General features: G+C 72.9%; 20 protein-coding genes and 1 riboswitch. Of the genes, 8 read left to right on the top strand and 12 right to left on the bottom strand.

What is annotated here, in order from left to right; translation table 11 throughout:
- The first annotated feature begins 114 nt into the window (after positions 1 to 114).
- The gene (locus ACWD0A_RS06485) at positions 115 to 882 is read left to right on the top strand and encodes a cupin domain-containing protein (RefSeq protein WP_451295185.1); all 768 of its coding nucleotides are present in this window, start codon (positions 115 to 117) and stop codon (positions 880 to 882) included.
- A 37-nt stretch (positions 883 to 919) separates the two neighbouring features.
- On the opposite strand, the gene ACWD0A_RS06480 is transcribed toward ACWD0A_RS06485, so the two are convergent.
- The 3 genes from ACWD0A_RS06480 to ACWD0A_RS06470 all read right to left on the bottom strand — a co-directional run bounded on the left by ACWD0A_RS06480 (position 920) and on the right by ACWD0A_RS06470 (position 3215).
- Positions 920 to 1762 (bottom strand): hypothetical protein, encoded by an 843-nt coding sequence (locus tag ACWD0A_RS06480; protein WP_451295183.1) that lies wholly within the window; start codon positions 1760 to 1762, stop codon positions 920 to 922.
- A gap of 47 nt (positions 1763 to 1809) precedes the next feature.
- On the bottom strand, positions 1810 to 2301 hold the full coding sequence (locus ACWD0A_RS06475; RefSeq protein WP_451295181.1) for a metallophosphoesterase family protein: 492 nt from the start codon (positions 2299 to 2301) through the stop codon (positions 1810 to 1812).
- 128 nt (positions 2302 to 2429) lie between these two features.
- Positions 2430 to 3215, bottom strand: a complete 786-nt coding sequence (locus ACWD0A_RS06470) for a transglycosylase SLT domain-containing protein (RefSeq protein WP_451295179.1) — start codon at positions 3213 to 3215, stop codon at positions 2430 to 2432.
- A 4-nt stretch (positions 3216 to 3219) separates the two neighbouring features.
- A riboswitch (cyclic di-AMP (ydaO/yuaA leader) is annotated at positions 3220 to 3376 on the bottom strand.
- 461 nt (positions 3377 to 3837) lie between these two features.
- Here ACWD0A_RS06470 and ACWD0A_RS06465 point away from each other — a divergent pair.
- Entirely contained in the window at positions 3838 to 5019 is a 1182-nt protein-coding gene (locus tag ACWD0A_RS06465) for a zinc-dependent alcohol dehydrogenase (RefSeq protein ID WP_451295177.1), read from the top strand.
- 57 nt (positions 5020 to 5076) lie between these two features.
- Here the strand turns inward: ACWD0A_RS06465 and ACWD0A_RS06460 are convergent, their stop codons facing one another.
- Positions 5077 to 5856, bottom strand: coding sequence for an Fpg/Nei family DNA glycosylase (locus ACWD0A_RS06460; RefSeq protein ID WP_451295175.1), 780 nt, complete (start codon positions 5854 to 5856; stop codon positions 5077 to 5079).
- A gap of 479 nt (positions 5857 to 6335) precedes the next feature.
- Entirely contained in the window at positions 6336 to 7040 is a 705-nt protein-coding gene (locus tag ACWD0A_RS06455) for a helix-turn-helix domain-containing protein (protein ID WP_451295173.1), read from the bottom strand.
- 197 nt (positions 7041 to 7237) lie between these two features.
- On the opposite strand from ACWD0A_RS06455, the gene ACWD0A_RS06450 reads away from it, so the two are divergent.
- Complete coding sequence (locus ACWD0A_RS06450; RefSeq protein ID WP_451295171.1) at positions 7238 to 7843, top strand: CBS domain-containing protein; 606 nt, start codon at positions 7238 to 7240, stop codon at positions 7841 to 7843.
- A 167-nt stretch (positions 7844 to 8010) separates the two neighbouring features.
- Here ACWD0A_RS06450 and ACWD0A_RS06445 read toward each other — a convergent pair whose 3' ends face one another.
- Both ACWD0A_RS06445 and ACWD0A_RS06440 read right to left on the bottom strand, forming a co-directional pair.
- Complete coding sequence (locus ACWD0A_RS06445) at positions 8011 to 10425, bottom strand: glycoside hydrolase family 65 protein (protein WP_451295169.1); 2415 nt, start codon at positions 10423 to 10425, stop codon at positions 8011 to 8013.
- A gap of 2 nt (positions 10426 to 10427) precedes the next feature.
- Positions 10428 to 11270, bottom strand: coding sequence for an HAD family hydrolase (locus tag ACWD0A_RS06440; RefSeq protein WP_451295167.1), 843 nt, complete (start codon positions 11268 to 11270; stop codon positions 10428 to 10430).
- 262 nt (positions 11271 to 11532) lie between these two features.
- Here ACWD0A_RS06440 and ACWD0A_RS06435 point away from each other — a divergent pair, with 262 nt between their 5' ends.
- A complete protein-coding gene (locus tag ACWD0A_RS06435; RefSeq protein ID WP_451295165.1) occupies positions 11533 to 12387 on the top strand; it encodes a universal stress protein in 855 nt (284 codons plus the stop codon).
- Between the two features lie 30 nt (positions 12388 to 12417).
- Here ACWD0A_RS06435 and ACWD0A_RS06430 read toward each other — a convergent pair whose 3' ends face one another.
- A complete protein-coding gene (locus ACWD0A_RS06430; protein ID WP_451295163.1) occupies positions 12418 to 12714 on the bottom strand; it encodes a DUF1876 domain-containing protein in 297 nt (98 codons plus the stop codon).
- A 107-nt stretch (positions 12715 to 12821) separates the two neighbouring features.
- On the opposite strand from ACWD0A_RS06430, the gene ACWD0A_RS06425 reads away from it, so the two are divergent.
- On the top strand, positions 12822 to 13613 hold the full coding sequence (locus ACWD0A_RS06425; RefSeq protein ID WP_451295161.1) for a transglutaminase domain-containing protein: 792 nt from the start codon (positions 12822 to 12824) through the stop codon (positions 13611 to 13613).
- A 142-nt stretch (positions 13614 to 13755) separates the two neighbouring features.
- On the opposite strand, the gene ACWD0A_RS06420 is transcribed toward ACWD0A_RS06425, so the two are convergent.
- On the bottom strand, positions 13756 to 14052 hold the full coding sequence (locus ACWD0A_RS06420) for a DUF6296 family protein (protein ID WP_451295159.1): 297 nt from the start codon (positions 14050 to 14052) through the stop codon (positions 13756 to 13758).
- Positions 14053 to 14235: 183 nt separating this feature from the next.
- Here ACWD0A_RS06420 and ACWD0A_RS06415 point away from each other — a divergent pair, with 183 nt between their 5' ends.
- The gene (locus tag ACWD0A_RS06415; RefSeq protein ID WP_451295157.1) at positions 14236 to 14427 is read left to right on the top strand and encodes a CsbD family protein; all 192 of its coding nucleotides are present in this window, start codon (positions 14236 to 14238) and stop codon (positions 14425 to 14427) included.
- Between the two features lie 50 nt (positions 14428 to 14477).
- On the opposite strand, the gene ACWD0A_RS06410 is transcribed toward ACWD0A_RS06415, so the two are convergent.
- Positions 14478 to 15029 carry a tellurite resistance TerB family protein gene (locus ACWD0A_RS06410; RefSeq protein WP_451295155.1) on the bottom strand — a complete coding sequence of 184 codons (552 nt, stop codon included), beginning with the start codon at positions 15027 to 15029 and terminating at the stop codon, positions 14478 to 14480.
- A 191-nt stretch (positions 15030 to 15220) separates the two neighbouring features.
- Between ACWD0A_RS06410 and pgm the strand changes: the two genes are divergently transcribed.
- A complete protein-coding gene (gene pgm, locus ACWD0A_RS06405; protein WP_451295153.1) occupies positions 15221 to 16861 on the top strand; it encodes a phosphoglucomutase (alpha-D-glucose-1,6-bisphosphate-dependent) in 1641 nt (546 codons plus the stop codon).
- A 310-nt stretch (positions 16862 to 17171) separates the two neighbouring features.
- Positions 17172 to 17660 carry a hypothetical protein gene (locus ACWD0A_RS06400; RefSeq protein WP_451295151.1) on the top strand — a complete coding sequence of 163 codons (489 nt, stop codon included), beginning with the start codon at positions 17172 to 17174 and terminating at the stop codon, positions 17658 to 17660.
- 172 nt (positions 17661 to 17832) lie between these two features.
- On the opposite strand, the gene ACWD0A_RS06395 is transcribed toward ACWD0A_RS06400, so the two are convergent.
- Together ACWD0A_RS06395 and ACWD0A_RS06390 are read right to left on the bottom strand one after the other, a co-directional pair.
- Positions 17833 to 19341, bottom strand: coding sequence for an alkaline phosphatase D family protein (locus tag ACWD0A_RS06395; RefSeq protein ID WP_451295539.1), 1509 nt, complete (start codon positions 19339 to 19341; stop codon positions 17833 to 17835).
- Positions 19342 to 19653: 312 nt separating this feature from the next.
- Positions 19654 to 20208, bottom strand: coding sequence for a hypothetical protein (locus tag ACWD0A_RS06390; RefSeq protein WP_451295149.1), 555 nt, complete (start codon positions 20206 to 20208; stop codon positions 19654 to 19656).
- Positions 20209 to 20324: the final 116 nt, after the last annotated feature.

Here is a 20324-nt window from a genome sequence, read left to right as displayed (position 1 = left end):
CAGGGGCGCAGGTGGTGGCCGTCTTGACCGGACCGGACAACCTCCCTAACGTGCCGCAGAAAGCGCTTGCTCCAATGCCGCCCGCGTGCCCGTACTCCCCCGAGGAGGCCCGAGATGAACCCTCCCGGTGCAGCCGCCGTGTACGACGGCCTGCCCGGCGGGATCGGCGTGTCCCGCCTGCGCGTGTACGACTGGCCGGCGGCGGACGGGCTTCCCGGCGGAACGCCCCACCTACACCTGACCTGTTCGGAGGGGTACGCCGTGACCGGAGGGCGCGGCGCGGTGCAGACGCTGACCGCCTCCGGGTTCGAGGAGACGCCGCTCTCTCCCGGCGCCCTGGTCTGGTTCACGCCCGGCACGATCCACCGGCTGGTCAACGAGGGCGATCTGACGATCGTCGTCCTGATGCAGAACTGCGGTCTGCCGGAGGCCGGTGACGCGGTGCTCACCCTGCCGCCTCCGTACCTGGCCGACGCGGCCCGCTACCGGGCGACCGTCGCCCTGCCGGCGACCGCCTCCGAGGAGGAGCTCGCCACGGCCGCCCGGCGCCGCCGCGACCTGGCGATCGAGGGCTTCACCGCGCTGCGCGCGGCGGCTGCGGCCGGGGATGCGGAGCCGCTGGCCGCGTTCCACCGGGCGGCGGCCGCCCTGGTGCGCCCGCTCGCGGACCGCTGGCGCGAGCGGTGGCTGACGGGCGCCGCGGCCGCATCGGCCGCCACCGGCACCCAGTTGGCGCGCCTGGAACGGGGCGACGCCCGCTACCTCGCGGACGCCGTCGTACGGGCGGAACGGCCCGCGGCACGCGGTCGGTTCGGCATGTGCGGCCGCCTCGACGTGTACGACGCAGGGGCCGCGGACGTACCCGACACGCGGCCCGCCTGAGGCACACCGGCGGTCGCGCCCGGCCCCGGGCCGCCCGCTACGCGGCCGGAGCCGCCGGTGCGGCGAGGAAGCGGTGCAGTGAGGTCTTCAGCGCGGCGACGAACGCCTCACGGGTCGCCTCGTCGACAAGGTCCAGGGACAGGTACGGATTGAGGTCCTCGAGCTCGACGAGCAGCAGTCCGACGTCGCGGGTGCGGCAGGCGTCGACGCGCTGGATGCCGTGGTCGACGGTGTTCCAGGCGATGAGGCGCCGGGCGAAGTCGAGGTCGGCCGCGGTGGGTTCGTACGGCTCCAGGTCCCAGCGGCGGGCGGGGTCGGGGGCGTGCAGGGCGTACTGGAAGGTGTCGTCGACGAAGTAGAAGGAGACCTCGTAGACGAAGTCGACGCGCGGCTGTATCAGCACGTCGCCGCGTATGAGGCCGGGGAGCTGCTCGGCGTCCGCGAAGTGGAGGCCGATGGAGTCGGCGCCGGCCCTGGGCTTGACCGCGTACACGTCGGAGGCGGGCAACAGGCCGAGGTCGTCGAGCCGGTCCACCGTGGGGATGACCGGGTACCCGGCCCTGGTGAGGTCCAGCAGGTACTGCTTGCCCGCCATGTCGCCGCGTGCGGTCAGCGGGTTGTAGACCCGGGCGCCGGTCCTTATGGCCTTCTCGCGGAAGGCGTCGTACGCGTCCTGGTAGTGCAGGACGGGCCCGCTGTTGCGCACCACGACACCGTCGAAGCCGTCCATCAGCCCGGCCGCGTCCGCCGGGTGGGCGAGGGCGAGGTCGAAGTCCTCGCGCAGCCGTGAGGACAAGTGGATGTCCTCGTCGCAGTACCGCCGCCCCTTGGCCGGGTAGGCGAGGTCGGTGACGTACAGCAGGCGGGGCCTGGCGGACACGGGGCGGCTCCTGAGATCGGTTGACCGCAAAACTACCCGGGGTCCGGTCACAGGCGGTGCAGCAGGACCTCGGTCAGCGCGCCGTCCGCCGCCCGCGCGGTCATGTACGTGTGGTGGGGCTGTCGCCTGCGGTCGGTCGGGGAGCCGGGGTTGAGGAGCCGCAGGCCGCCGGGGGCCGTGGTGTCCCACGGGATGTGGCTGTGGCCGAAGACCAGGACGTCGAGGTCCGGGAACCTCTCGGCGCAGCGCCGCTCGCGTCCGGCGGCGGGGCCCGTCTCGTGGACGACGCCGAACCGGAGACCACCGAGCTCCGCGCGGGCCACCTCCGGGAGCCGGGCGCGCAACGCGTCGCCGTCGTTGTTGCCGTACACCGCGAGGAGGCGGGCGGAGCGGTCCTCAAGGAGGTCGAGGGTCGCGGTGTCGACCCAGTCGCCGGCGTGGATCACCACGTCGGCCTCCTCGACACGGGCCATCACCTCGTCGGGCAGGCGGCGGGCGCGCCGGGGCACATGGGTGTCGGAGATCAGCAGCAGTCGCATCCTCCAACCTTCCCGCCGTCGGCGCGGGTGAGCACATGGCCGCGCCGGGCGCCGCACTGACGTGATGTCAGAACAGGCGCCCGGCGCGATTCCGTCTGCAATCGAAGCCGCGAATTGCGGGGCTACGGTCAGTACGGACCGTTCACGTTGTCGATGGAGCCGTACCTGGCGGCGGCGTAGTTGCACGCGGCGGTGATGTTCGCGACCGGGTCGTAGCTGTCGAACGGCGTGCCGGGAACGTGGTAGGCCCGGAACGTGGGGTCGATCACCTGGAGAAGGCCCTTGGAGGGCGTTCCGTTCACCGCGTTGATGTCCCAGTTGTTGATCGCCAGCGGATTTCCGGAGGACTCGCGCATGATGTTCCGGTGGATTCCCTCGTAGGTGCCGGGAATTCCGTGCTTGGCCATGATGTCGAGCGATTCCTTGATCCAGCCGTCGAGATCGTTGGAATACGTCTTGGCCTTGGCGGGCTTCGCGGCCGGGGCCTTCTTCGCCACCAGGGCGGTGCGGGCCTCGGAGCGGTCGGCGCGGGCGGCGTCGGCGGCGCGGTCCGCGGGCTTGGCCTTGGCGCCGATGGTCAGCTTCAGGCCGGGGCGGATCAGCGCCGGGTCGGCGCCGATGTTCCGGCGGTTGTCGTTGTAGAGCTTCTTCCAGCCGCCGCTGACGGAGTGCTCCTCGGCGATCTTCGACAGGGAGTCGCCCGCGACGACGGTGTACGTCACGGGGGCCTTCTTCGCCGCGGCGGGCGCCGTGACGGCGGTCTTCGCGGTCGCGGCCTGGGCCGGCTGCGCGGCACCGGCGGTGGTCGCGCCGAACAACGGCAGGGCGAGCGCGGCGCCGCCCGTGCCCGCGGCGACGAAGCCGCGGACGAGTCGGCCGGACTTGGGACGGCGGTGCTTACCCTTTGCAGGCATGACGCATTCCTCTCCGTCGCCTGCGAGGTGAGCTGTCGGGTTCGGGCTGGAGATGCCCGGTCGCATGGTCGGTGCGACTTCACCCCGAGCCGTTCCGGTTTCCGGATCGGCGGCTTACCTGGGTCCCCCGCTCCTGCCGAACGTGAGTGCGTGGTCGGATTCCCGGACGGCGGCAGGATTCGGCGGTCCATCCGGATTGCGGTGACCGTAAGCGAGAGCGGCCCGACGGAACAAGCCCTGAATTCACAACCGCAATGCAAGACCGGAGAAAAGAGACGGAAATGACCTTCCTCATTTCCTGTCGGGAACTCAACTTTCCCTCCACGCAAGGCGGCTGCGACGCCTGCCCGCCATCCAGGGCATTCCGTCACGTGACCGACGTCACGAAACCGGCAACAAGGAAACCCAGCCGCACACTTCATACATAAACGGACATACGGGCAATGAAAGAGAAACGCCTCATACCGGAAAGTCCGACGCTCCATTGAGTACCAATAGTCCGTTTTCTTCTGTATGCAATGGCATCGCCCGCTTCGGGTACTCGGCCGTGGTGGCCGGGTGCGCGGCGCCGCCCGTACGACGGCCGCAGGCCGCCCACCGGAGAGCAACGCGGGAGGAAACGATGCGCGCACTGACATGGCAGGGCAGGCGGGACGTCCGGATCGAGACCGTCCCCGATCCCCGCATCACCGAGCCGAAGGATGTGATCGTCCGGGTGACGTCCACCGGCATCTGCGGTTCGGATCTTCACCTCTACGAGGTCCTGGGCCCGTACCTCGATCCCGGCGACATCCTCGGCCACGAGCCCATGGGCGTCGTGGAGGAGACCGGTCCCGAGGTGACGGCCCTCTCGGCCGGCGACCGCGTCGTCGTGCCGTTCAACGTCTCGTGCGGTGAGTGCTTCATGTGCGCCCAGGGCCTCCACTCGCAGTGCGAGACGACCCAGGTGCGGGACCGCGGCATGGGCGCGTCGCTGTTCGGCTACACGAAGCTGTACGGGCAGGTGCCCGGCGGGCAGGCCGAGTACCTGCGGGTGCCCTTCGGCGACACACTGCCGGTCAAGGTGCCCGAGGGGCCACCGGACGAGCGTTTCGTCTACCTCTCGGACGTACTGCCGACGGCGTGGCAGGCCGTGGAGTACGCGGACGTACCGCCCGGCGGGTCGCTGACCGTGCTCGGCCTCGGACCGATCGGCGACATGGCCTGCCGCGTGGCCCTGCACCGGGGCGCCGGACTCGTCATCGGCATCGACCTCGTCCCCGAGCGTCTCGACCGGGCCGAGGCGCGCGGGGTGACGGTCCTCGACCTGCGCGAGCACGACGAGGTCGCCGACGCGGTCCGCGACCTGACGGACGGCCGCGGCTCGGACGCGGTCATCGACGCCGTGGGGATGGAGGCCCACGGCGCACCGGTCGCCAAGGCGGGGCAGTGGGCGACAGGTCTGCTGCCCGGACGCGTGGCCCGGCGCGTCATGGAGCATGTCGGCGTGGACCGGCTGGAGGCGTTCTACACGGCCATCGACGCGGTACGGCGCGGTGGCACGATCTCCCTGGTCGGGGTCTACGGCGGCATGGCGGATCCCGTGCCGATGCTCACCCTGTTCGACAAGCAGATCCAGCTCCGTATGGGGCAGGCCAATGTCCGGCGCTGGATGGACGACATCCTTCCGCTGCTGACGGACGCCGATCCGCTCGGCGTCGAGGGCTTCGCCACGCACACGTTGCCGCTGGAGAAGGGCCCCGAGGCGTACGCGACGTTCCAGGCCAAGGCCGACGGCATGGTCAAGGCCCTGCTGAAGCCCTAGCGACGCCGAAGCCCTGGTGACGCGGGCTCCGTGTGCGGCCGGCCCGCTCCGGGCGGCTCAGCTCTGGCAGGCGGGGCACCACACGGAGCGGCGGCCTCCGGTGCGGCCGGAGCTCAGGGGCCCCCGGCAGCGCGGGCACACCGGGTCGCGGTCGTCCCGTCGTCCGGTGAGCCAGGTCCGCCGGGGCGGCACGCGCGCGGCCGGGACCGCGGACCGCAGGACCCGGCCCATCGCGGCGTGGATCCGGCGCAGTTCGTCCTCGTCCAGATCACGCGCGGGGCGGCCGGGCGCCACCCCGGCGCGCCAGAGGATCTCGTCGCTGAGGAGGTTGCCGAGTCCGGCGAGCACCGACTGGTCCATCAGCACGTTCTTGACGGCGCCCCGCCGCCCGGCGACGCGCTCGAGGAACGTGTCCCGGGGCAGGCCGAGAGCGTCGGGCCCCAGGTCGCCGAGGACGTGTCCCACGGCCTCGTCGCTGCCGGCGAGGTGGACGCCCTGGAGCTTGCGCTGGTCGCGGTAGTGCAGCCTGCGGTCGTCGTCGAGCGTGAGCACGATCCGGTCGTGGTCCGCCACGGGGTCGTCGGGCGATGCGGCCAGCAGCAGACCCGTCATCCCGAAGTGCCAGACGACCCGGGGTCCGTCGGTGGGTGCGACGAGCCATTTGCCGTGCCTCCAGGGCTCCCCCAGACGCCGCCCCTCCAGTTCCTTCCGCAGCCGCCGCACGGTCACCCCGCGCAGCACGCCCGGGTCGCGCACGTCGACCCTCCTGATCCGCCGGCCCGTGCCGCAGGAGCGCAGCACCTCGCGGAACCCTTCGACATCCGGCAGCTCGGGCATGTCCTTCTCCCTCATCGGCCGCCCGCCTGTACGACGCGCCCCGCGGCATGCCGCGCGACCCCTGCCGGGTACCCGCCGCATGGCCGGCATCCCAGCGGAGGGCCCGCCGGCCGGGGCGCATCCGGGGTGAAGCGGCCGCCGCCCACGCTCCCCCGTGTCCGCAAACGGGTCTCCGGGACCTGCGCACGGACGGCCTCGGGCGCGGCCGGGTGCTGCTGAGGCGGGGCGGCGGGGGCGACAGGCTGTCGGCCTACTGGGGGGGGCCGCGCCCGGCACACGAGAGCGGCGACGAGGTCAACCGGCATCTGCGCCGGCTCGCGGGCCGACCCTCACCAGCAAGGACTTCCGGACCTGGCACGCCACCGTCCTCGCCGCCCCGGCGGCGGGCGTGTCGGCGCCCGCCGCGAGGACGTCGCGGGCGGCCCGGCGGCGCGGCCTCCCGTGCCGTGCGGGAGGTGGCCGACTGCACGCGGCCGGCGTCAGCGGAAGTCCCACGGCGCCGGCGCATCGCGCACGAGGATGCGGCGGCCGGTGACCCGGTCGGGGGCGAGGACGATCCACAGATCCCGCTCGCCGCCCGCCCACGGCGCGCTGTACGCCTGCCGCTCCAGCTCTTGTACGGCGTCCTGGTCCGTGACCGACCGTGCCGCGCCGACGATCAGGACACTCCAGCCACGGCTGAACGCCTCGTCGATGTGGTCCACCTCGAAGGCGATCTCCTCGCCCGCCACCTGACCGGGCCGTGCCTCCCGGGAGGTCCGGAAGGCCACCTCCCCTTCGGTGACCAGGTAGTTGACCGGGAGGATGGCGGGCCCGTCCCGGCCCGCGACGGCGATGCGCCCCACTCCGTGCGTACCGAGCAGCGCCCAGCACTCGTCCTCGGCCAGCTCCACCAGTTCGGGCCGGCGCGCGGCGCGCCCCGAGCCGGGCGGCGTGTCCGCGCCGCCTCCGGTCAGGGCGGTGACGGTGGTCTCCAGGGCGTCGGCCAGCCGCAGCAGGAAACCCATGCCCGGGGTCGCGGTCTGCTCCTCCAGGTACTCGATGTACCCGGGCGCGGATCCGGCCCGCAGCGCGACGTCCTCGCGGGACAGCCCGAGCTGCTGCCGGCGGGCGGCCACCCGGCGGCCGATGTCGCCCTTCGACGGCCCCGCGGCCCGGCCTCCCGTCTGCGGTTTCTCGGGCATGGTGGCACCTTCCCAGGTCGGCGTTCCCGGTGCGGCTCGCGCCTCGCGCCCACGGTAGTCAGGCGCCCGGCGGGCCGCACGGCGACGATGCCCGGCGCGCCGCCCCGCCGCGACCGGCCGGGGCGGCTCGGAAATACTGGGGTCGAGGAGCTGTACGCAGGTGGAGGTGGAGCCATGACGCCGAGGACCGGTGCGGGATGAGACACCGCTGCGTCGCCGACCTGATGACACCCGAGGCGGTGAGCGTCCAGCGCGGCACCGTCTTCAAGGAGATCGCCCGGCTGCTCGACGAGTTCGGCATCACCGCCGTGCCCGTGATCGACGACGACGGCCGGCCCGTCGGTGTCGTGTCCGAGGCGGATCTGCTGCGCCGGCACACCAGCGGTACGGGCTCCGACACGGCCGAGGGGCTGATGACGAGCCCCGCCGTGGTCGCGCGGCCGGAGTGGAGCGCGGTGGAGGCGGCCCGGGTGATGGAGGACCGGCACATCAAGCGGCTGCCGGTGGTGGACGGCTCGGGGCGGCTGATCGGGGTGGTGAGCCGCAGCGACCTCCTCCAGCTGTTCCTGCGGCGGGACCGGGCCATCCAGGAGGAGATCGTGGAGGACGTCCTCGGCGGCACGCTGGGCGTGTCCCCGGCGGCCGTCACCGTCCAGGTCGACGAGGGCCGGGTGACGCTCAGCGGGACGCTGGACCGCAAGAGCCTGGTGCGCGTGGTCGTTCGCCTGTGCCAGAGCGTCGACGGCGTCGTGGACGTGGTGGACCGCCTCTCCTTCGTGGACGACGACACACGCGCGACGTGAGCCGGCCTGATCCAAAAAACCTGCCTGACCTGCCTGATCCAAGACCGGCCTGATCCAAAGACCGGCCTGATCCAAGACCGGCCTGATCCAAGACCGGCCTGATCCAAAGACCGGCCTGATCCAAGACCGGCCTGATCCAAAGACCGGCCTGATCCACAAGAGAGGATCTAGTCGACCGGGAACGGCAGCACGCAGGACGTGCCCGGCTCCACCGACACCGTGCGGTCGGTGAGGCGTACGTCGATCGGGGACTCGTCCGAGTCCGGTACGCCGATCTCCAGTTCCCCCGGCCGCATGCGCACGCGCACGCCCCAGTGCCCGTGGTAGCGGATGGAGAAGCCGTAGTCGGGGAGTTCGGGCGAGTGGACGGGGTCGAACCAGAGCGCCCCGCTGCGGGTCTCCATCCCGGTCAGGCCGCGCTGCACGAGGTCGAGCGTGCCGGCCATGGCGCCCAGGTGCACGCCCTCCTCGGTGGTGCCGCCGTGCAGATCGGCGATGTCGCCCTCCAGCGCCTCGCGGCAGTACTCCCATGCGTCCTGCCGGCGCACCCGGGCGAGGACCCAGCCGTGGACCAGGCCGCTCAGCGTCGAGCCGTGGCTGGTGCGCTCCAGGTAGTAGTCCACGGTCCGGTGCCAGGTGTCGGCGTCGAGGTCGTAGTCCAGGCGCCGGAAGAGACCGCGCAGTTCGGCGGGCGAGAACAGATAGCCGAGCATGAGGACGTCGGCCTGCTTGGACGCCTTGTAGCGGTTCACGGTGTCGCCCTCGGCCTCCAGGACGCGGTCGAGACGGCGTATGTCCCCGTGGCGTGCGCGCAGTGCGGCCCAGTCGAGTTCCGTGAGGTCGCCGTAGCCGTGGAACTGGCTGATGACACCGTCGTGGAAGGGCACGTAAAGCCGCCGCGAGACTTCGTCCCAGTGCTCCAGCTCCGACTCGTCGAGCAGGGTGCGCTCGCTCAGTTCGCGGCGGCGGGGCGCGGGCAGTTCCCGGATGACGTCGAGTGCGCGGGCGAGCACCCAGGCGGCGGTGACGTTGGTGTACGCGTTGTCGTCGAGGCCCGGCAGCTTCGATCCCGGGTACCCGTCGTGGTACTCGTCGGGTCCGACGACCCCGCGGATGCGGTAGCGCTCCCTGTCCTCGTCGTACGTGGCGCAGTGGGCCCAGAAGCGGGCGATCTGCGTCAGCATCTCCGCGCCCTTGGTGTGCAGGAACTCCGCGTCTCCGCTCGCCTCGCAGTACTGCCAGACGTTGTACGCGATGGCCGACCCCACGTGGTGCTGGAGCCGGGAGTGGTCGGGCAGCCAGCGCCCCGAGCGCGGGTTGAGATGCAGCTCCTGCGTCTCCTCGCGGCCGTCGCTCCCGCTCTGCCACGGGTACATGGCCCCGATGTGCCCGATGTCGCGGGCCAGCCGCAGTGCCGCCTCCAGGCGGCGGTGGCGGTACATGAGCAGCGCCCGGGACACCTCGGGGAAGTGCAGGTTCAGATAGGGCAGGACGAACAGCTCGTCCCAGAAGATGTGCCCGCGGTACGCCTCGCCGTGCAGCCCGCGGGCCGGTACGCCGACGTCGAGGTCGGCGGTGTGCGGCGAGAGGGTCTGCAGGACGTGGAAGAGGTGCAGGCGCAGGATGCGCCCGGCCTCCCCCGGCACGTCCAGTTCGCCCCTGCCCCACAACTGCCGCCAGGCCGTGCGGTGGGACTCCAGAAGGGCGTCGAATCCGGAGGCGCGGTCGACGCGGTCGACTGCGGCGTGCAGGGGGTCGCTGATCGCCGCGTCCCGGGAGGTGTGCAGGGCGACGGTCTTGTCGACGGTCCGGGTGCGGCCGTCTTCGAGGGACAGCCGCAGCAGCTGTACGGCACGCAGCGGTTCGTGGGCCGTGCGCAGCCGCTCGGCGTCCGCTCGCAGCGGGTCCCCGGGCTCGTCGGCGGTGGTGCGGGCCGCCATGCCGATGCGGATGTCGGAGGTGGTGGTGCGGCAGCGCAGCCACACCGCCTCCCGGTCGCCGTCCCCCGCGTTGACGTGGACGAGGTGGCTGCCGTTGAGCTCGCGGTAGCGGGCGACGCCGCTGTTGGTCACGGAGCCGTCGAGCGCGGCCTCGACCTCGATGTCCCCGGACCAGCCCTCGGCGGTGAACTGGGTGCGCAGCACGGCCAGATGCGGGTCGCCCATGTGGACGAACCGCAGCTGGCGCACCGCCAGTACGCGTCCGTCGTCCGCCGCGTACCGCAGGCTGCGTTCGAGCGTCCCGGAGTACAGGTCGAGTCTCTGGCGGTGTTCGCGCAGGGCAGGGCTGTCGGGGTGGAACCAGGGTGCGTCGCCGCTCGAGGTGTGCATGCGGAAGCGCAGCGGCAGCCAGTTGGGCAGGTTGACCATGTCCTCGTTGACGACCTGGCGCCCGGCGACGGTGGAGGTCAGCCGGTTGTAGCAGCCCGCCGCGTAGGTGCCGGGGTAGTGCACGACGTCGGCGACGCATTCGGGGGCGGCGCCGCGGGTGGCGAAGTAGCCGTTGCCGAGCGTGCACAGGGCCTCCCGCAGGCGCTCTCGGCCGGGGGCGTAGCCCTCGTACGTCCAGATCCACTCGGGCATGGTCAGTCCTCGGGGGTGGCGGGGAGCAGGTCGGCGAGGTCACGGACGACGAGATCGGCGCCGTGTTCCAGCAGCGCGGCCCCCGTTCCGGGGCCGGCGGTGCGGTCGACACCGACGACCAGGGCGAAGCCGCCGCGCCGGCCCGCCTCCACACCGGCGAGCGCGTCCTCGACGACCGCGCACCGGCCGGGCGGCACGCCGAGCCTGCGAGCCGCCTCCAGGAAGAGAGCGGGGTCGGGTTTGCCGGGCAGCCGCAGCCGGGCGGCCTCCTGCCCGTCCACGAGGACGTCGAAGCAGGGCAGGACGCCGGCGCGGGTGAGCAGTTCGCGGGCGTGGCGGGACGCGGACACGGCGGCGAGCGGCACGGCCCGGGAGCGCAGCTCGGTCAGGAGCCGTACGGTCCCCGGAAAGGCGTCGACGCCCTGCTGCCGCAGCCGTTCGGTGAACAGCCGTTCCTTGTACGCGGCGACTGCGCCCACGGTGCCGGTGCCCGGCGGGTCGTCGGGCCTGCCCGGCGGCAGGCGCATGCCGCGGGAGCCGAGGAACGCGGCGGCCCCGTCCAGCCGGGACCTGCCGTCCACGTGGCGCAGATAGTCGTCGTGGACGTCGAAGGGGCGGCGGTCCTGGGGGACGTCCGGCGGATGCTCCTTCAGGCAGGCGTCGAAGGCGGTCTTCCAGGCGGCCGCGTGGAGACGTGCGGAATCGGTGATGACGCCGTCGGTGTCGAGGACGACGGCCGCGGCGTCGCGCCAGAACCGACGGGTGCCGGGGGCCGTCCACGCGGCGCCCCGCCCGGCCGGGCCCTGGACGCGGTCCGGCCGCCCGGCGCCCTTGTCGACGGTCATGGCGTCCCTCCCTGTCGTTCCCCCTGCGGCACCGCTGCGTGCGGCGGCCCCGTCCTCCGCCGCCGGGCGGCGAAGGGGGGACGGAGCCATGTGTTCGGGGCGGGCGGGTACCCCGTCCTGCGCCCGCGGAACGGCGTTCCCGCGGCCGGCCGCGCGTCCCGGCAGCGGGCCCGGGCGTACGCGCGCGGGCGCAGGCCGCCGGGCGCCGTCGAGCGGGACGCTGGAAAGTGGCCGCAGGAGCGATCCGAAGGAGGAACGGACCATGACGCATGTGACCGTCGGCCTGGACAACTCGCCCGAGAGTCTCGCGGCGGCCCACTGGGCGGCCCGGGACGCGCGGCTGCGCGGCGCGGACCTGCTCCTGGTGCATGTGGAGGAGTGGCCGCTGCCGGTGGCCGTGGCCATGCCCACGATCACCCACGACGACCACCGCAGCTGGGCGGACAGGCTGCTGGAGAGCGCCGCCGGGGAACTGCGGCGCACCCACGCCGAGCTCCGGATCTCCACGCGCCGGGTGTCGGGGCGGCCTCCCGCCGCACTCGCCCTCGAGGCCGCCGACGCCGAGCTGCTGGTGCTCGGCTCGCGGGGACTGGGCACGGTGATGGGGGCCCTGATGGGCTCCGTCGGTCTGGCGACCATCGGGGCCACGCGGACGCCGGTGGTCGTCGTGCGGGCCGAGGGCAACGTCGGCGGGCACGACCGGGACAAGGACGTCGTGGTCGGAGTGGATCTCCACCGGCCGGCCGATCCGGTGCTCTCCTTCGCCTTCGGCGAGGCGGCGCGGCGCGGGTGCGCGCTGCGGGCCGTTCACGGCTGGAAGCTGCCGCTCGTGGTCGGGCACTCGGCCGACGCCCGGGCCGAGGGCGCGCGCGAGGCGGCCGCGGCGCTGGGCGCCGCGCTGCTGCCGTGGCGCCGGGAGCATTCCTCGGTGGAGGTGGTGGAGCGGTCCGTGATGGGCTCCGCCGCCGAGGTGCTGGTGGACGAGGCCGCCGACGCGGGGCTGGTGGTCGTCGGGCGCCATGTCCGCCACGCTCCCCTGGCGCCGCACATCGGTCATGTCGCGCACGCCGCGATGCACCACTGCACGGCGCCGGTGGCCGTCGTCGCCCACGAATGATCCCGGCGTCGCCTGGTGAGCGCGAGGGGCTCACGGAGTCGTGTAGGGCCAGCCGTATCCGGCCCCCGGCGGGCTGCCGTCCCCGGCTCCGACCGCTTCGAGGTCCCGGTCGGCGGCCTTCATCAGCTGCCGTGTGAGGCTGTGCATCGCGCGGGCGGCCGCCAGCTCGTCGCCGATCTCGGGTACGTCCACGTCCTGCGGGTTGCGGTGGGCCGTGCCGTGACCGGTGATCGTGGCGGTGCCGGTGTCCAGCACCGCTTGGGCCCTGGTCGTGCCGTCCTCCTCGACGAGGACGATCGCGACCTTCCACTCCAGCGTCCTTGCCATGGCGCACTCTCCCGCCCTGTCGGAGGTCCTGCTTCCAGCATCCGTCCCGGCCCGCTCTTCGGCGACCGGCTGCGGGGCCCGGAACCGGCGGGGGCACAATGGCCACCATGACGAGTGCGATACTGCGGCCGCGGAAGCGGGTCCGTACTGCCACGCCCGACGGGAGGGCCGCGGACGGGAGCACCGAGCCGACGCGGATCCTGGACTGGCGCCATCCGCGGGTCGGCGAGCTGCTCGGCAGCCTCGGCTCCGCTGCGGGCCGCGACCTGTCCGCCGGCGATCGGCTGGCGGCCCTGCGCCGTGCACACCGCAGAATCGCCGCGACCGTCCGGCCGGTCTACTCCGTGCAGGACGAACGCCCCGTGTCGGAGGTGCTGCGGCGCGGCCGCGGGTCGTGCAGCCAGCGGCTCGCGGTCCTCGAGTCGGTCGCGCGGGCCGGTGGTGTCGCCACCCGCGTCCGCGGCCTGGTCGTGGACGGGGCGCTGTGGTACCCGCGCTTTCCCCGGATGCGCCGGTTCGTCCCGGACCAGGTGCTGCTGGCGTGGCCCGAATTCCGCATCGGGCCGGCCGAGGATGCGGACGGCGGGTGGCTTGCCGTCTCCGAACTCTTCGGCGGGCTCGACGAGTTGAGCGGTCACCCCGGCGGCGGATTCACCAACGCGGGCCCGGAGACCCTGTTCGAGGCACTGTCCCGTACGGCGATCGACTGGGACGGGCACACGGTCTGCCCGGCGGACGCAGCGGCCTGCGACTTGTCCGGGCATGTCGTCGCGGACCTGGGCCGTTTCGACTCGCGCGACGACCTCTTCGACGTCCATGGCCAGACGCTGTGCCGCACGGCACGCCTGGTGGCCGAGCCGGTGATGGGCCGCCGCTCGGCGGGGGCGTCGGCCGGCTGATCAAGGCCGGGCGTGCTCCGAGCCGGCCGCAGTCCGGGCGAGGCCCCGGGGCACGGCGGGTGCTCCCCGCAGGCCGCCGTCCCCTCTCCGGGCGCACTGCGGCGGGCCGGGACCAGCCCGGCCCGCCGTAGTGCGAACAAATTCAGGCCGCCGCCGGCTGACCCCTCCGGCCGCCGTCCGGAGCCTCCGGTGGGGGACCCGCCCGTTCCGGGGACGGGACGCGGGCCGCCACCGGGAAGTGGTACGTCTGGTGTCCGCCGCTGGCCAGCATCCGCACCTCGCCCCGGTCGCTGATCTCCGCGCGCACGATGCCGGTGTCGTCCTCGTAGACGGGGTAGCCGCCCGCGCCCGTCCGCTCGGTACGACGCACCACGACGACGTCGTCCTCCACGGCGGGCGCCTGGAACACGAGCTCATAGGTTTCAGGACTGTTGTTCATGAATGCCACCGCCTTCTTCCATCGTGGCCCGCGCGCTCGGCCGGCGCCTCCCGGGACGGCGTACCGGCGCGGCCACTGCGATGACCTGCCGCTGCGCATGCATGTCGTTCAGAATCGGGGTACCCGCAAGGTGTGATTTCACTCGGCCGCGGACCTGCGGCCGCCTGCACACGGGAGCACATCATGGCGAAGAACAAGGGCAGGGGCGACCGGCTGAAGGGCAAGGCCAAGGAAACGGTGGGCAAGGCCACCGGCAACGAGCGGATGGAGGCCGAGGGCCGCACCGACCAGGCGAAGGGCCACGCCAAGAAGGCCGTCGGCGACACCAAGGACAGGGCACGCGGCGTAGGCGAGTCCCTGCGGGACGAATCCTGACCCAGCGGCTCCGCCGCCGTCCCTGCTCCGGGACGGCGGCGGAGCCTCGCTCACAGACCGAACTCGGTGGGTGACAGGCCGAGGACGGAGCACGCCTCGCGCAGCATCTGCTCCTCGGCGGGTGCCACGTATCCGTCCGCGCCGGCCACGACGAAACCGGTCTGGACGACGGCGCGGGCCTCCGCCGGCTTCTTCGCCGCCTTGGCGACCTCCTGCAGGGCCTCTCCCTTCCCCTGCGGGAAGTTGAAGGCCAGCTGATCGACGTGCTTGTTGAACCGCTGGCGCAGCTGCTCCGGCGGGAAGTTCTGCAGGACGTCGTTGCTCAGGATCAGCGATTCGACGTGCTGCCTCTCGGCCGGGTCGACGTGGCCGTCGGCGGCGGCGACGAGGGCGCACATGGCCATGCTCGCGTCCCGGTAGGCGCCGCTCTTCAACTCCGTCTTCAACGAGGTGAGCTGCGATTTCAGCGTGCTCACCAGCTGGGCCCGGGAGCCGCCCGAGGAGCCCGGTCCCGGCCTGCCGTGTCCGCCTGCGCCCCGCACGCCCTGGGACTGCTGCTGCAGGCCCTTGGCCTGGTCCTTGATCCGATCCCACATCGCCACTGGTGCACCTCGGCTTCTGCTGTGTCGTTCCGGTCCGTACTCGGCGCGTACCCGCGCGTCACCATGGCAACGCCGTGGGGCGCCGTGAGGTTCCTGGCCGGGTGCGCGGCCGTGCCGGCGGGGCCGCCTCGCGCCGCAGGGCCGGGGGACGCCACACTGAACGCACCCGACCGACGTGGAGGAGTGGACGGATGCCGAACGAGCGCGCGGGACAGCAGGCGCGGCCCGAGGACCTCATCGACGTGGCGCGGCTGGTGACCGCGTACTACGCCCTGCACCCCGATCCGGCGGACCCGGCGCAGCGTGTCGCGTTCGGCACGTCGGGGCACCGCGGTTCCTCCCTCGCGACGTCCTTCAACGAGGACCACATCGCCGCCACGAGCCAGGCGATCTGCGAGTACCGGGCGCGGCAGGGCGTCGACGGGCCGCTGTTCCTGGGCGCGGACACCCATGCGCTGTCCGAGCCCGCGCGGGTGACCGCCGTCGAGGTCTTCGCGGCCAACGGGGTGACCGTGCTGGTCGACTCCGCCGACGGCTACACGCCCACGCCGGCGGTGTCGCACGCCGTCCTCGCCCACAACCGCTCGCGTCCCGCGGGGCGGGCGGACGGGGTGGTGGTCACGCCGTCGCACAATCCGCCGTCGGACGGCGGTTTCAAGTACAACCCGCCGAACGGCGGACCGGCCGGGTCGGAGGCCACCGGCTGGATCCAGGAGCGGGCGAACGAGATCATCGGCGGCGGGCTGAAGGACGTACGGCGGATCCCGTACACGCGGGCCCTGGCCGCGGAGACGACGGGCCGGTACGACTTCCTCGGCTCGTACGTGCGGGACCTGCCCGCGGTACTCGACCTGGACGCGGTGCGCGCCGCGGGGGTGCGGATCGGCGCGGACCCGCTCGGCGGCGCCTCGGTGGCGTACTGGGGCCGTATCGCGGAGGAGCACCGGCTCGACCTGACGGTGGTGAACCCGCACACCGATCCCACGTGGCGGTTCATGACGCTCGACTGGGACGGCAGGATCCGGATGGACTGCTCGTCGCCGTACGCGATGGCCTCGCTGATCGAGGCCCGCGACCGCTACGCCGTCGCCACCGGCAACGACGCGGACGCCGACCGGCACGGCATCGTCACGCCGGACGGCGGGCTGATGAACCCCAACCACTACTTGGCGGTCGCGATCGGCTATCTCTACCGCCATCGCGAGCGGTGGCCCGCCCGCGCTGCTGTCGGCAAGACGCTCGTGTCGTCCGGGATGATCGACCGGGTGGCCGCCGACCTCGGCCGCGAGCTGGTGGAAGTGCCCGTCGGCTTCAAGTGGTTCGTGGACGGGCTGGCGGACGGCACGCTCGGCTTCGGCGGTGAGGAGTCGGCCGGCGCCTCGTTCCTGCGTCGCGACGGATCGGTGTGGACCACCGACAAGGACGGCATCATCATGGCCCTGCTCGCCTCCGAGATGCTGGCGGTGACGGGCCGGACGCCGAGCGAGCAGTACGGGGAGCTCACCGCCCGGTTCGGCGAGCCGGCCTACGCCCGGGTCGACGCGCCGGCCACGCGGGAGGAGAAGGCGGTGCTGAGCCGTCTGTCCCCGGGCCAGGTGACGGCCGGCACGCTCGCCGGGGAGCCCGTCACCGGCGTGCTCACCGAGGCGCCGGGCAACGGGGCGGCGATCGGCGGCATCAAGGTGACCACGGCCAGTGCCTGGTTCGCGGCGCGCCCTTCCGGCACGGAGGACGTGTACAAGGTGTACGCGGAGTCCTTCCTCGGCCCCGACCACCTGGCCCGCGTCCAGGAGGAGGCCCGCGCGGTCGTCTCGGCGGCGCTGAGCGCCTGACCGAGCCGACCTGTTGTCCTGGGCCGACGGGGTGCGGGCCTCCCGTCGGCCGGGCCAGGCGGAACAGGTCCGCACCGCGGAGGCCGTCGATAGGCCGATTGCACCAACGCGCCACCGCCCGGCCCACGTTGTCGGTACCGCCTGTCACCTGGGCTTTCGCGCTTCTTCGGGAGACGGCAGGGGTGATGTGGGCGTGCCGCTGCCGGTGATCGTGCGCACAGTGTGTACGGGAGGCGGCCAACGACACCCCCTCGGGGGGCGCTGCGGCCACGCCTTCCGCCTCCAGGGCTGCCTTCCGTTGAGGAGTGTCATGCGTGTTTCACGGAGATGTATCGGGCTGGCCGAAGCCGCTGTCGTCGGGGTGCTGACGCTCTCGCCGACGGTGGCGTGGGCGAGCGGCGCTCCCGGGGCGGGAGCGGGGCCGTCGAATGTGCGGGTGAGCCCGGGGCAGGTGCATCAGGGCGCGACGCTGACGGTCACCGCCTCGGGCTGTACCGGCGGCGGGACTGTCACCTCGGCCGTCTTTCCCACCGTCACGCTGCCCCGGGGCGCGACGTCGACGGCCACTGCGCGGGTGGACAACACCGCCACCCCGGGCAGGGCCACCCTGAGCGTGCACTGCGGCGGCCGCACCGCCCATGCCACCTTCACCGTCCTCGCCGGCACGGCGGCGCAAGGCGGCCTCGGTGGCTCTTACACACCCGGCACCAGTGAGGTCGCCGCGGGCGCCGCCCTGACGGGCATGGCCGCGGCCGCTGGAGCCGTCCTTCTGCGTCGCCGCAGCCGCGGCCGGATCTGACCCGGGCAACGACCCGCCCAGGACAGGTCCGACCGCTGCCCGGCCCGCACAGCCGGATTGCGTTCCGTTCGCGGCGGGGTGGGCGGCGGCCTGTGTCACGGAGGTGAGCCGGGCACGGCGAGGACCGCACCGGCGTCCGCCGGTGCGGTCCTCGCGTGAGGTGCTGCCCGGTTCAGACCTGGACGCCGGGCACGCCGTCCTCGACCACGACGCTCGCGCGCGTGCTGATCGGAGCTCCGGGCCTGGTGACGTACGGCAGGACTCGGAAGTCGCTCGTCCAGCGCCGGCGGTCGACGCGGACGCGCACGTAACCGCGCTGGCCGTTGAAGAACTTCATGTGCGGGTTGGCTGCGAGGAACGTCTGGCCCTCGGCCGTCATGTCGGCGCCGTCGCCGCCGCTGGTGACGGACGTGCCGACGAACTCAGCTCCGACCGTGGCCGATTCCGGGTCCGCGTAGTCCCGCTTGAGGTCCCAGGCGTAGTTCTGGTGCCGGTCGCCGGTGATGACGACGAGGTTGCGCACCCCGCGGGAGTCCGCCTCGGCGAGCAGCCGGTTGCGCTCGGCGGCGTAGCCGTCCCAGGGGTCCATCCACACCTTGGTGCCGGGACCCGGGTCATGGTCGGTCTGGCCCATGGGGGCCTGGTTGCCGAGGACCTGCCAGCGGGCCCGGGAGCGGCTGAAGCCCCTGAGGACCCAGTCGCGCTGCGGTGCGCCGAGCAGGGTCCGGTCGGGGGCGAACCGGTCGGCGCAGTCCGCCGAGATGCCGTCGCCGCACGGCTGGTCGTCGCGGTACTGCCGGGTGTCGAGCATGGTGAAGTCGGCGAGGCGCCCGTAGGAGAGCCTGCGGTACATCTGCACGTCCGGGCCCTCGGGGAGCTGGGGGCGGCGCAGCGGCGCGTGCTCGTACAGGGCCTGGAAGGCGGCGGCCCTGCGCAGCATGAAGGCCGCGGGGTCCTGGTCCTTCTCCGGGATGCCGTCGGCCCAGTTGTTCTCCACCTCGTGGTCGTCGAACGTCATGATCCACGGGAAGCGGGCGTGGGCCTGCTGCAGCGGGGCCTCGGACTTGTAGAGGCCGTACTGGAGCCGGTAGCGGGCGAGGTCGACCGTCTCGGTGTGGAACTTCGGGTCGGTGGTGACGCCGCGCCTGTTCGTCTTGACGCCGTACTCGTAGAGGTAGTCGCCGAGGTGGACCACCAGGTCGAGGTCCTCTTCGGCCATGTGCCGGTAGGCGGTGAAGTACCCGTCCTGCCAGGCCTGGCAGGAGGCGAACGCGAACTTCAGATCGGCGGGGTTCGCCCACGGCAACGGGGTGGTCCGGGTGCGGCCGACCGGTGAGATCTCGGAGCCCGCGCGGAAGCGGTAGTAGTAGACCCTGTCGGGCCGCAGGCCCTCGATCTCGGGGTGTACGGAGTGGGCGAGCTCGGGCGTGGCGACGACGCTGCCGCTGCGCACGACGCGGCGGAACCGCTCGTCCTCGGCGACCTCGTAGTGGACGCGGACGGGTGCGTCGGGCATGCCGCCCATGCCGTCCTGGGCGAACGGGTCGGGCGCCAGCCGGGTCCACAGCACGACGCCGTCGGACCGCGGGTCGCCGGAAGCGACGCCGAGTGTGAAGGGGTTGCCGGTCAGGGCGGGGGCGGCGAACGCGGCGCCCGAGCTCCACTCACCGGTGCCCAGCATCAGCGCCGCAGCCCCTGCGCCGCCGAGGCCGAGCAACTTCCGCCGGGATAGGGGACGTACGCCCACGAGTCCTCCTTGGCTGTTCGGTGTGAACCGCCAGAACCCTCGTGCGGGTTGATGTCCCACGGCCGCCCCTGATGTGACCGGTTCCCGAGAAATACGTGAACACAGCAGCCGGTTGGGGCGGGCAGCGCGCCGCCTCCGTTTCGTTGCCCTGGTGTTCGCCCGTGCTCGGGCCGTCGTTCAGGCGGCCGCGGTGTGTGTGGACCGGCCGGGGTGGTCCACCCGTGCGGCCTCCGCGCGGCGGACAGGTCAGGCCATACGGCCCTCGGCCTGGACGAGGAAGGTGTCGAGCACGCCGTCGCCCACCTTCACCTGCGCCTTGCCCCGCGTGTTGCGGGGCGGATCGACGCCGCGCGAGCCTGCTCCTGCAGGTTCCGCGATGCGGTGAGCAGTTGGGCCGCCCTTTCCCTGTCGGCCTGCGCGCCAGGCGTCGAGCGCGTCCAGCATGGTGACGGTGGCACGGCCCCAGAGCTCGGTGGCGTCCAGCCAGGGCGCGGCATCGGTGACGAAGCCGTCCTCGACGGCGCCGCCGCGGATCGTGGCGGGCGCCTCTGCTATCGACACCGTGTACGGGCGCAGGTCCCGCAGGACGCCGACGCGGTCGCCCGCGTCCCATGACGCCCAGTGTTCGAGGTAGCGCCTCGCCGACCAGGTCACCACGACCGGCGCCGTCTGCCGCTCCGGCCTTGCCGAATCCCAGTCGGCGACATTCAGCGCGGTGGACACCAGCAGCCGAGCCTCCCACGCGGGTACTCCGACGACGTCGTCATCGGTGACAGCCCCACTGATCCGTACCGCCGACACGGCCGGAGTCAGTGTGGGTGAATCGGCTGCGCTCGGCGGGCGCGCGGTGCGCCGCGTCTGCACCGAAGGCGTCGAAGATGCCGACGTAGTGGGGCCCAGGCGGAGCACGAGGCGTA

The organism is Streptomyces sp. NPDC002867 (genome assembly GCF_053591895.1).
The sequence above is the reverse complement of the archived record's forward strand: the minus strand, read 5'-3'. Positions and strand labels throughout refer to the sequence as shown.

Excerpts from the sequence above, each read along its gene's own strand:
- ACWD0A_RS06460 (WP_451295175.1), bottom strand. The coding sequence starts at position 5,856 with ATGCCCGAGCTGCCGGATGTCGAAGGGTTCCGCGAGGTGCTGCGCTCC.
- ACWD0A_RS06395 (WP_451295539.1), bottom strand. The coding sequence starts at position 19,341 with ATGCTGGGCACCGGTGAGTGGAGCTCGGGCGCCGCGTTCGCCGCCCCC.
- ACWD0A_RS06450 (WP_451295171.1), top strand. The coding sequence starts at position 7,238 with ATGAGACACCGCTGCGTCGCCGACCTGATGACACCCGAGGCGGTGAGC.
- ACWD0A_RS06485 (WP_451295185.1), top strand. The coding sequence starts at position 115 with ATGAACCCTCCCGGTGCAGCCGCCGTGTACGACGGCCTGCCCGGCGGG.
- ACWD0A_RS06420 (WP_451295159.1), bottom strand. The coding sequence starts at position 14,052 with ATGAACAACAGTCCTGAAACCTATGAGCTCGTGTTCCAGGCGCCCGCC.
- ACWD0A_RS06475 (WP_451295181.1), bottom strand. The coding sequence starts at position 2,301 with ATGCGACTGCTGCTGATCTCCGACACCCATGTGCCCCGGCGCGCCCGC.
- ACWD0A_RS06445 (WP_451295169.1), bottom strand. The coding sequence starts at position 10,425 with ATGCCCGAGTGGATCTGGACGTACGAGGGCTACGCCCCCGGCCGAGAG.
- ACWD0A_RS06470 (WP_451295179.1), bottom strand. The coding sequence starts at position 3,215 with ATGCCTGCAAAGGGTAAGCACCGCCGTCCCAAGTCCGGCCGACTCGTC.
- pgm (WP_451295153.1), top strand. The coding sequence starts at position 15,221 with ATGCCGAACGAGCGCGCGGGACAGCAGGCGCGGCCCGAGGACCTCATC.
- ACWD0A_RS06455 (WP_451295173.1), bottom strand. The coding sequence starts at position 7,040 with ATGCCCGAGAAACCGCAGACGGGAGGCCGGGCCGCGGGGCCGTCGAAG.
- ACWD0A_RS06465 (WP_451295177.1), top strand. The coding sequence starts at position 3,838 with ATGCGCGCACTGACATGGCAGGGCAGGCGGGACGTCCGGATCGAGACC.
- ACWD0A_RS06425 (WP_451295161.1), top strand. The coding sequence starts at position 12,822 with ATGACGAGTGCGATACTGCGGCCGCGGAAGCGGGTCCGTACTGCCACG.
- ACWD0A_RS06415 (WP_451295157.1), top strand. The coding sequence starts at position 14,236 with ATGGCGAAGAACAAGGGCAGGGGCGACCGGCTGAAGGGCAAGGCCAAG.
- ACWD0A_RS06430 (WP_451295163.1), bottom strand. The coding sequence starts at position 12,714 with ATGGCAAGGACGCTGGAGTGGAAGGTCGCGATCGTCCTCGTCGAGGAG.
- ACWD0A_RS06435 (WP_451295165.1), top strand. The coding sequence starts at position 11,533 with ATGACGCATGTGACCGTCGGCCTGGACAACTCGCCCGAGAGTCTCGCG.
- ACWD0A_RS06440 (WP_451295167.1), bottom strand. The coding sequence starts at position 11,270 with ATGACCGTCGACAAGGGCGCCGGGCGGCCGGACCGCGTCCAGGGCCCG.
- ACWD0A_RS06400 (WP_451295151.1), top strand. The coding sequence starts at position 17,172 with ATGCGTGTTTCACGGAGATGTATCGGGCTGGCCGAAGCCGCTGTCGTC.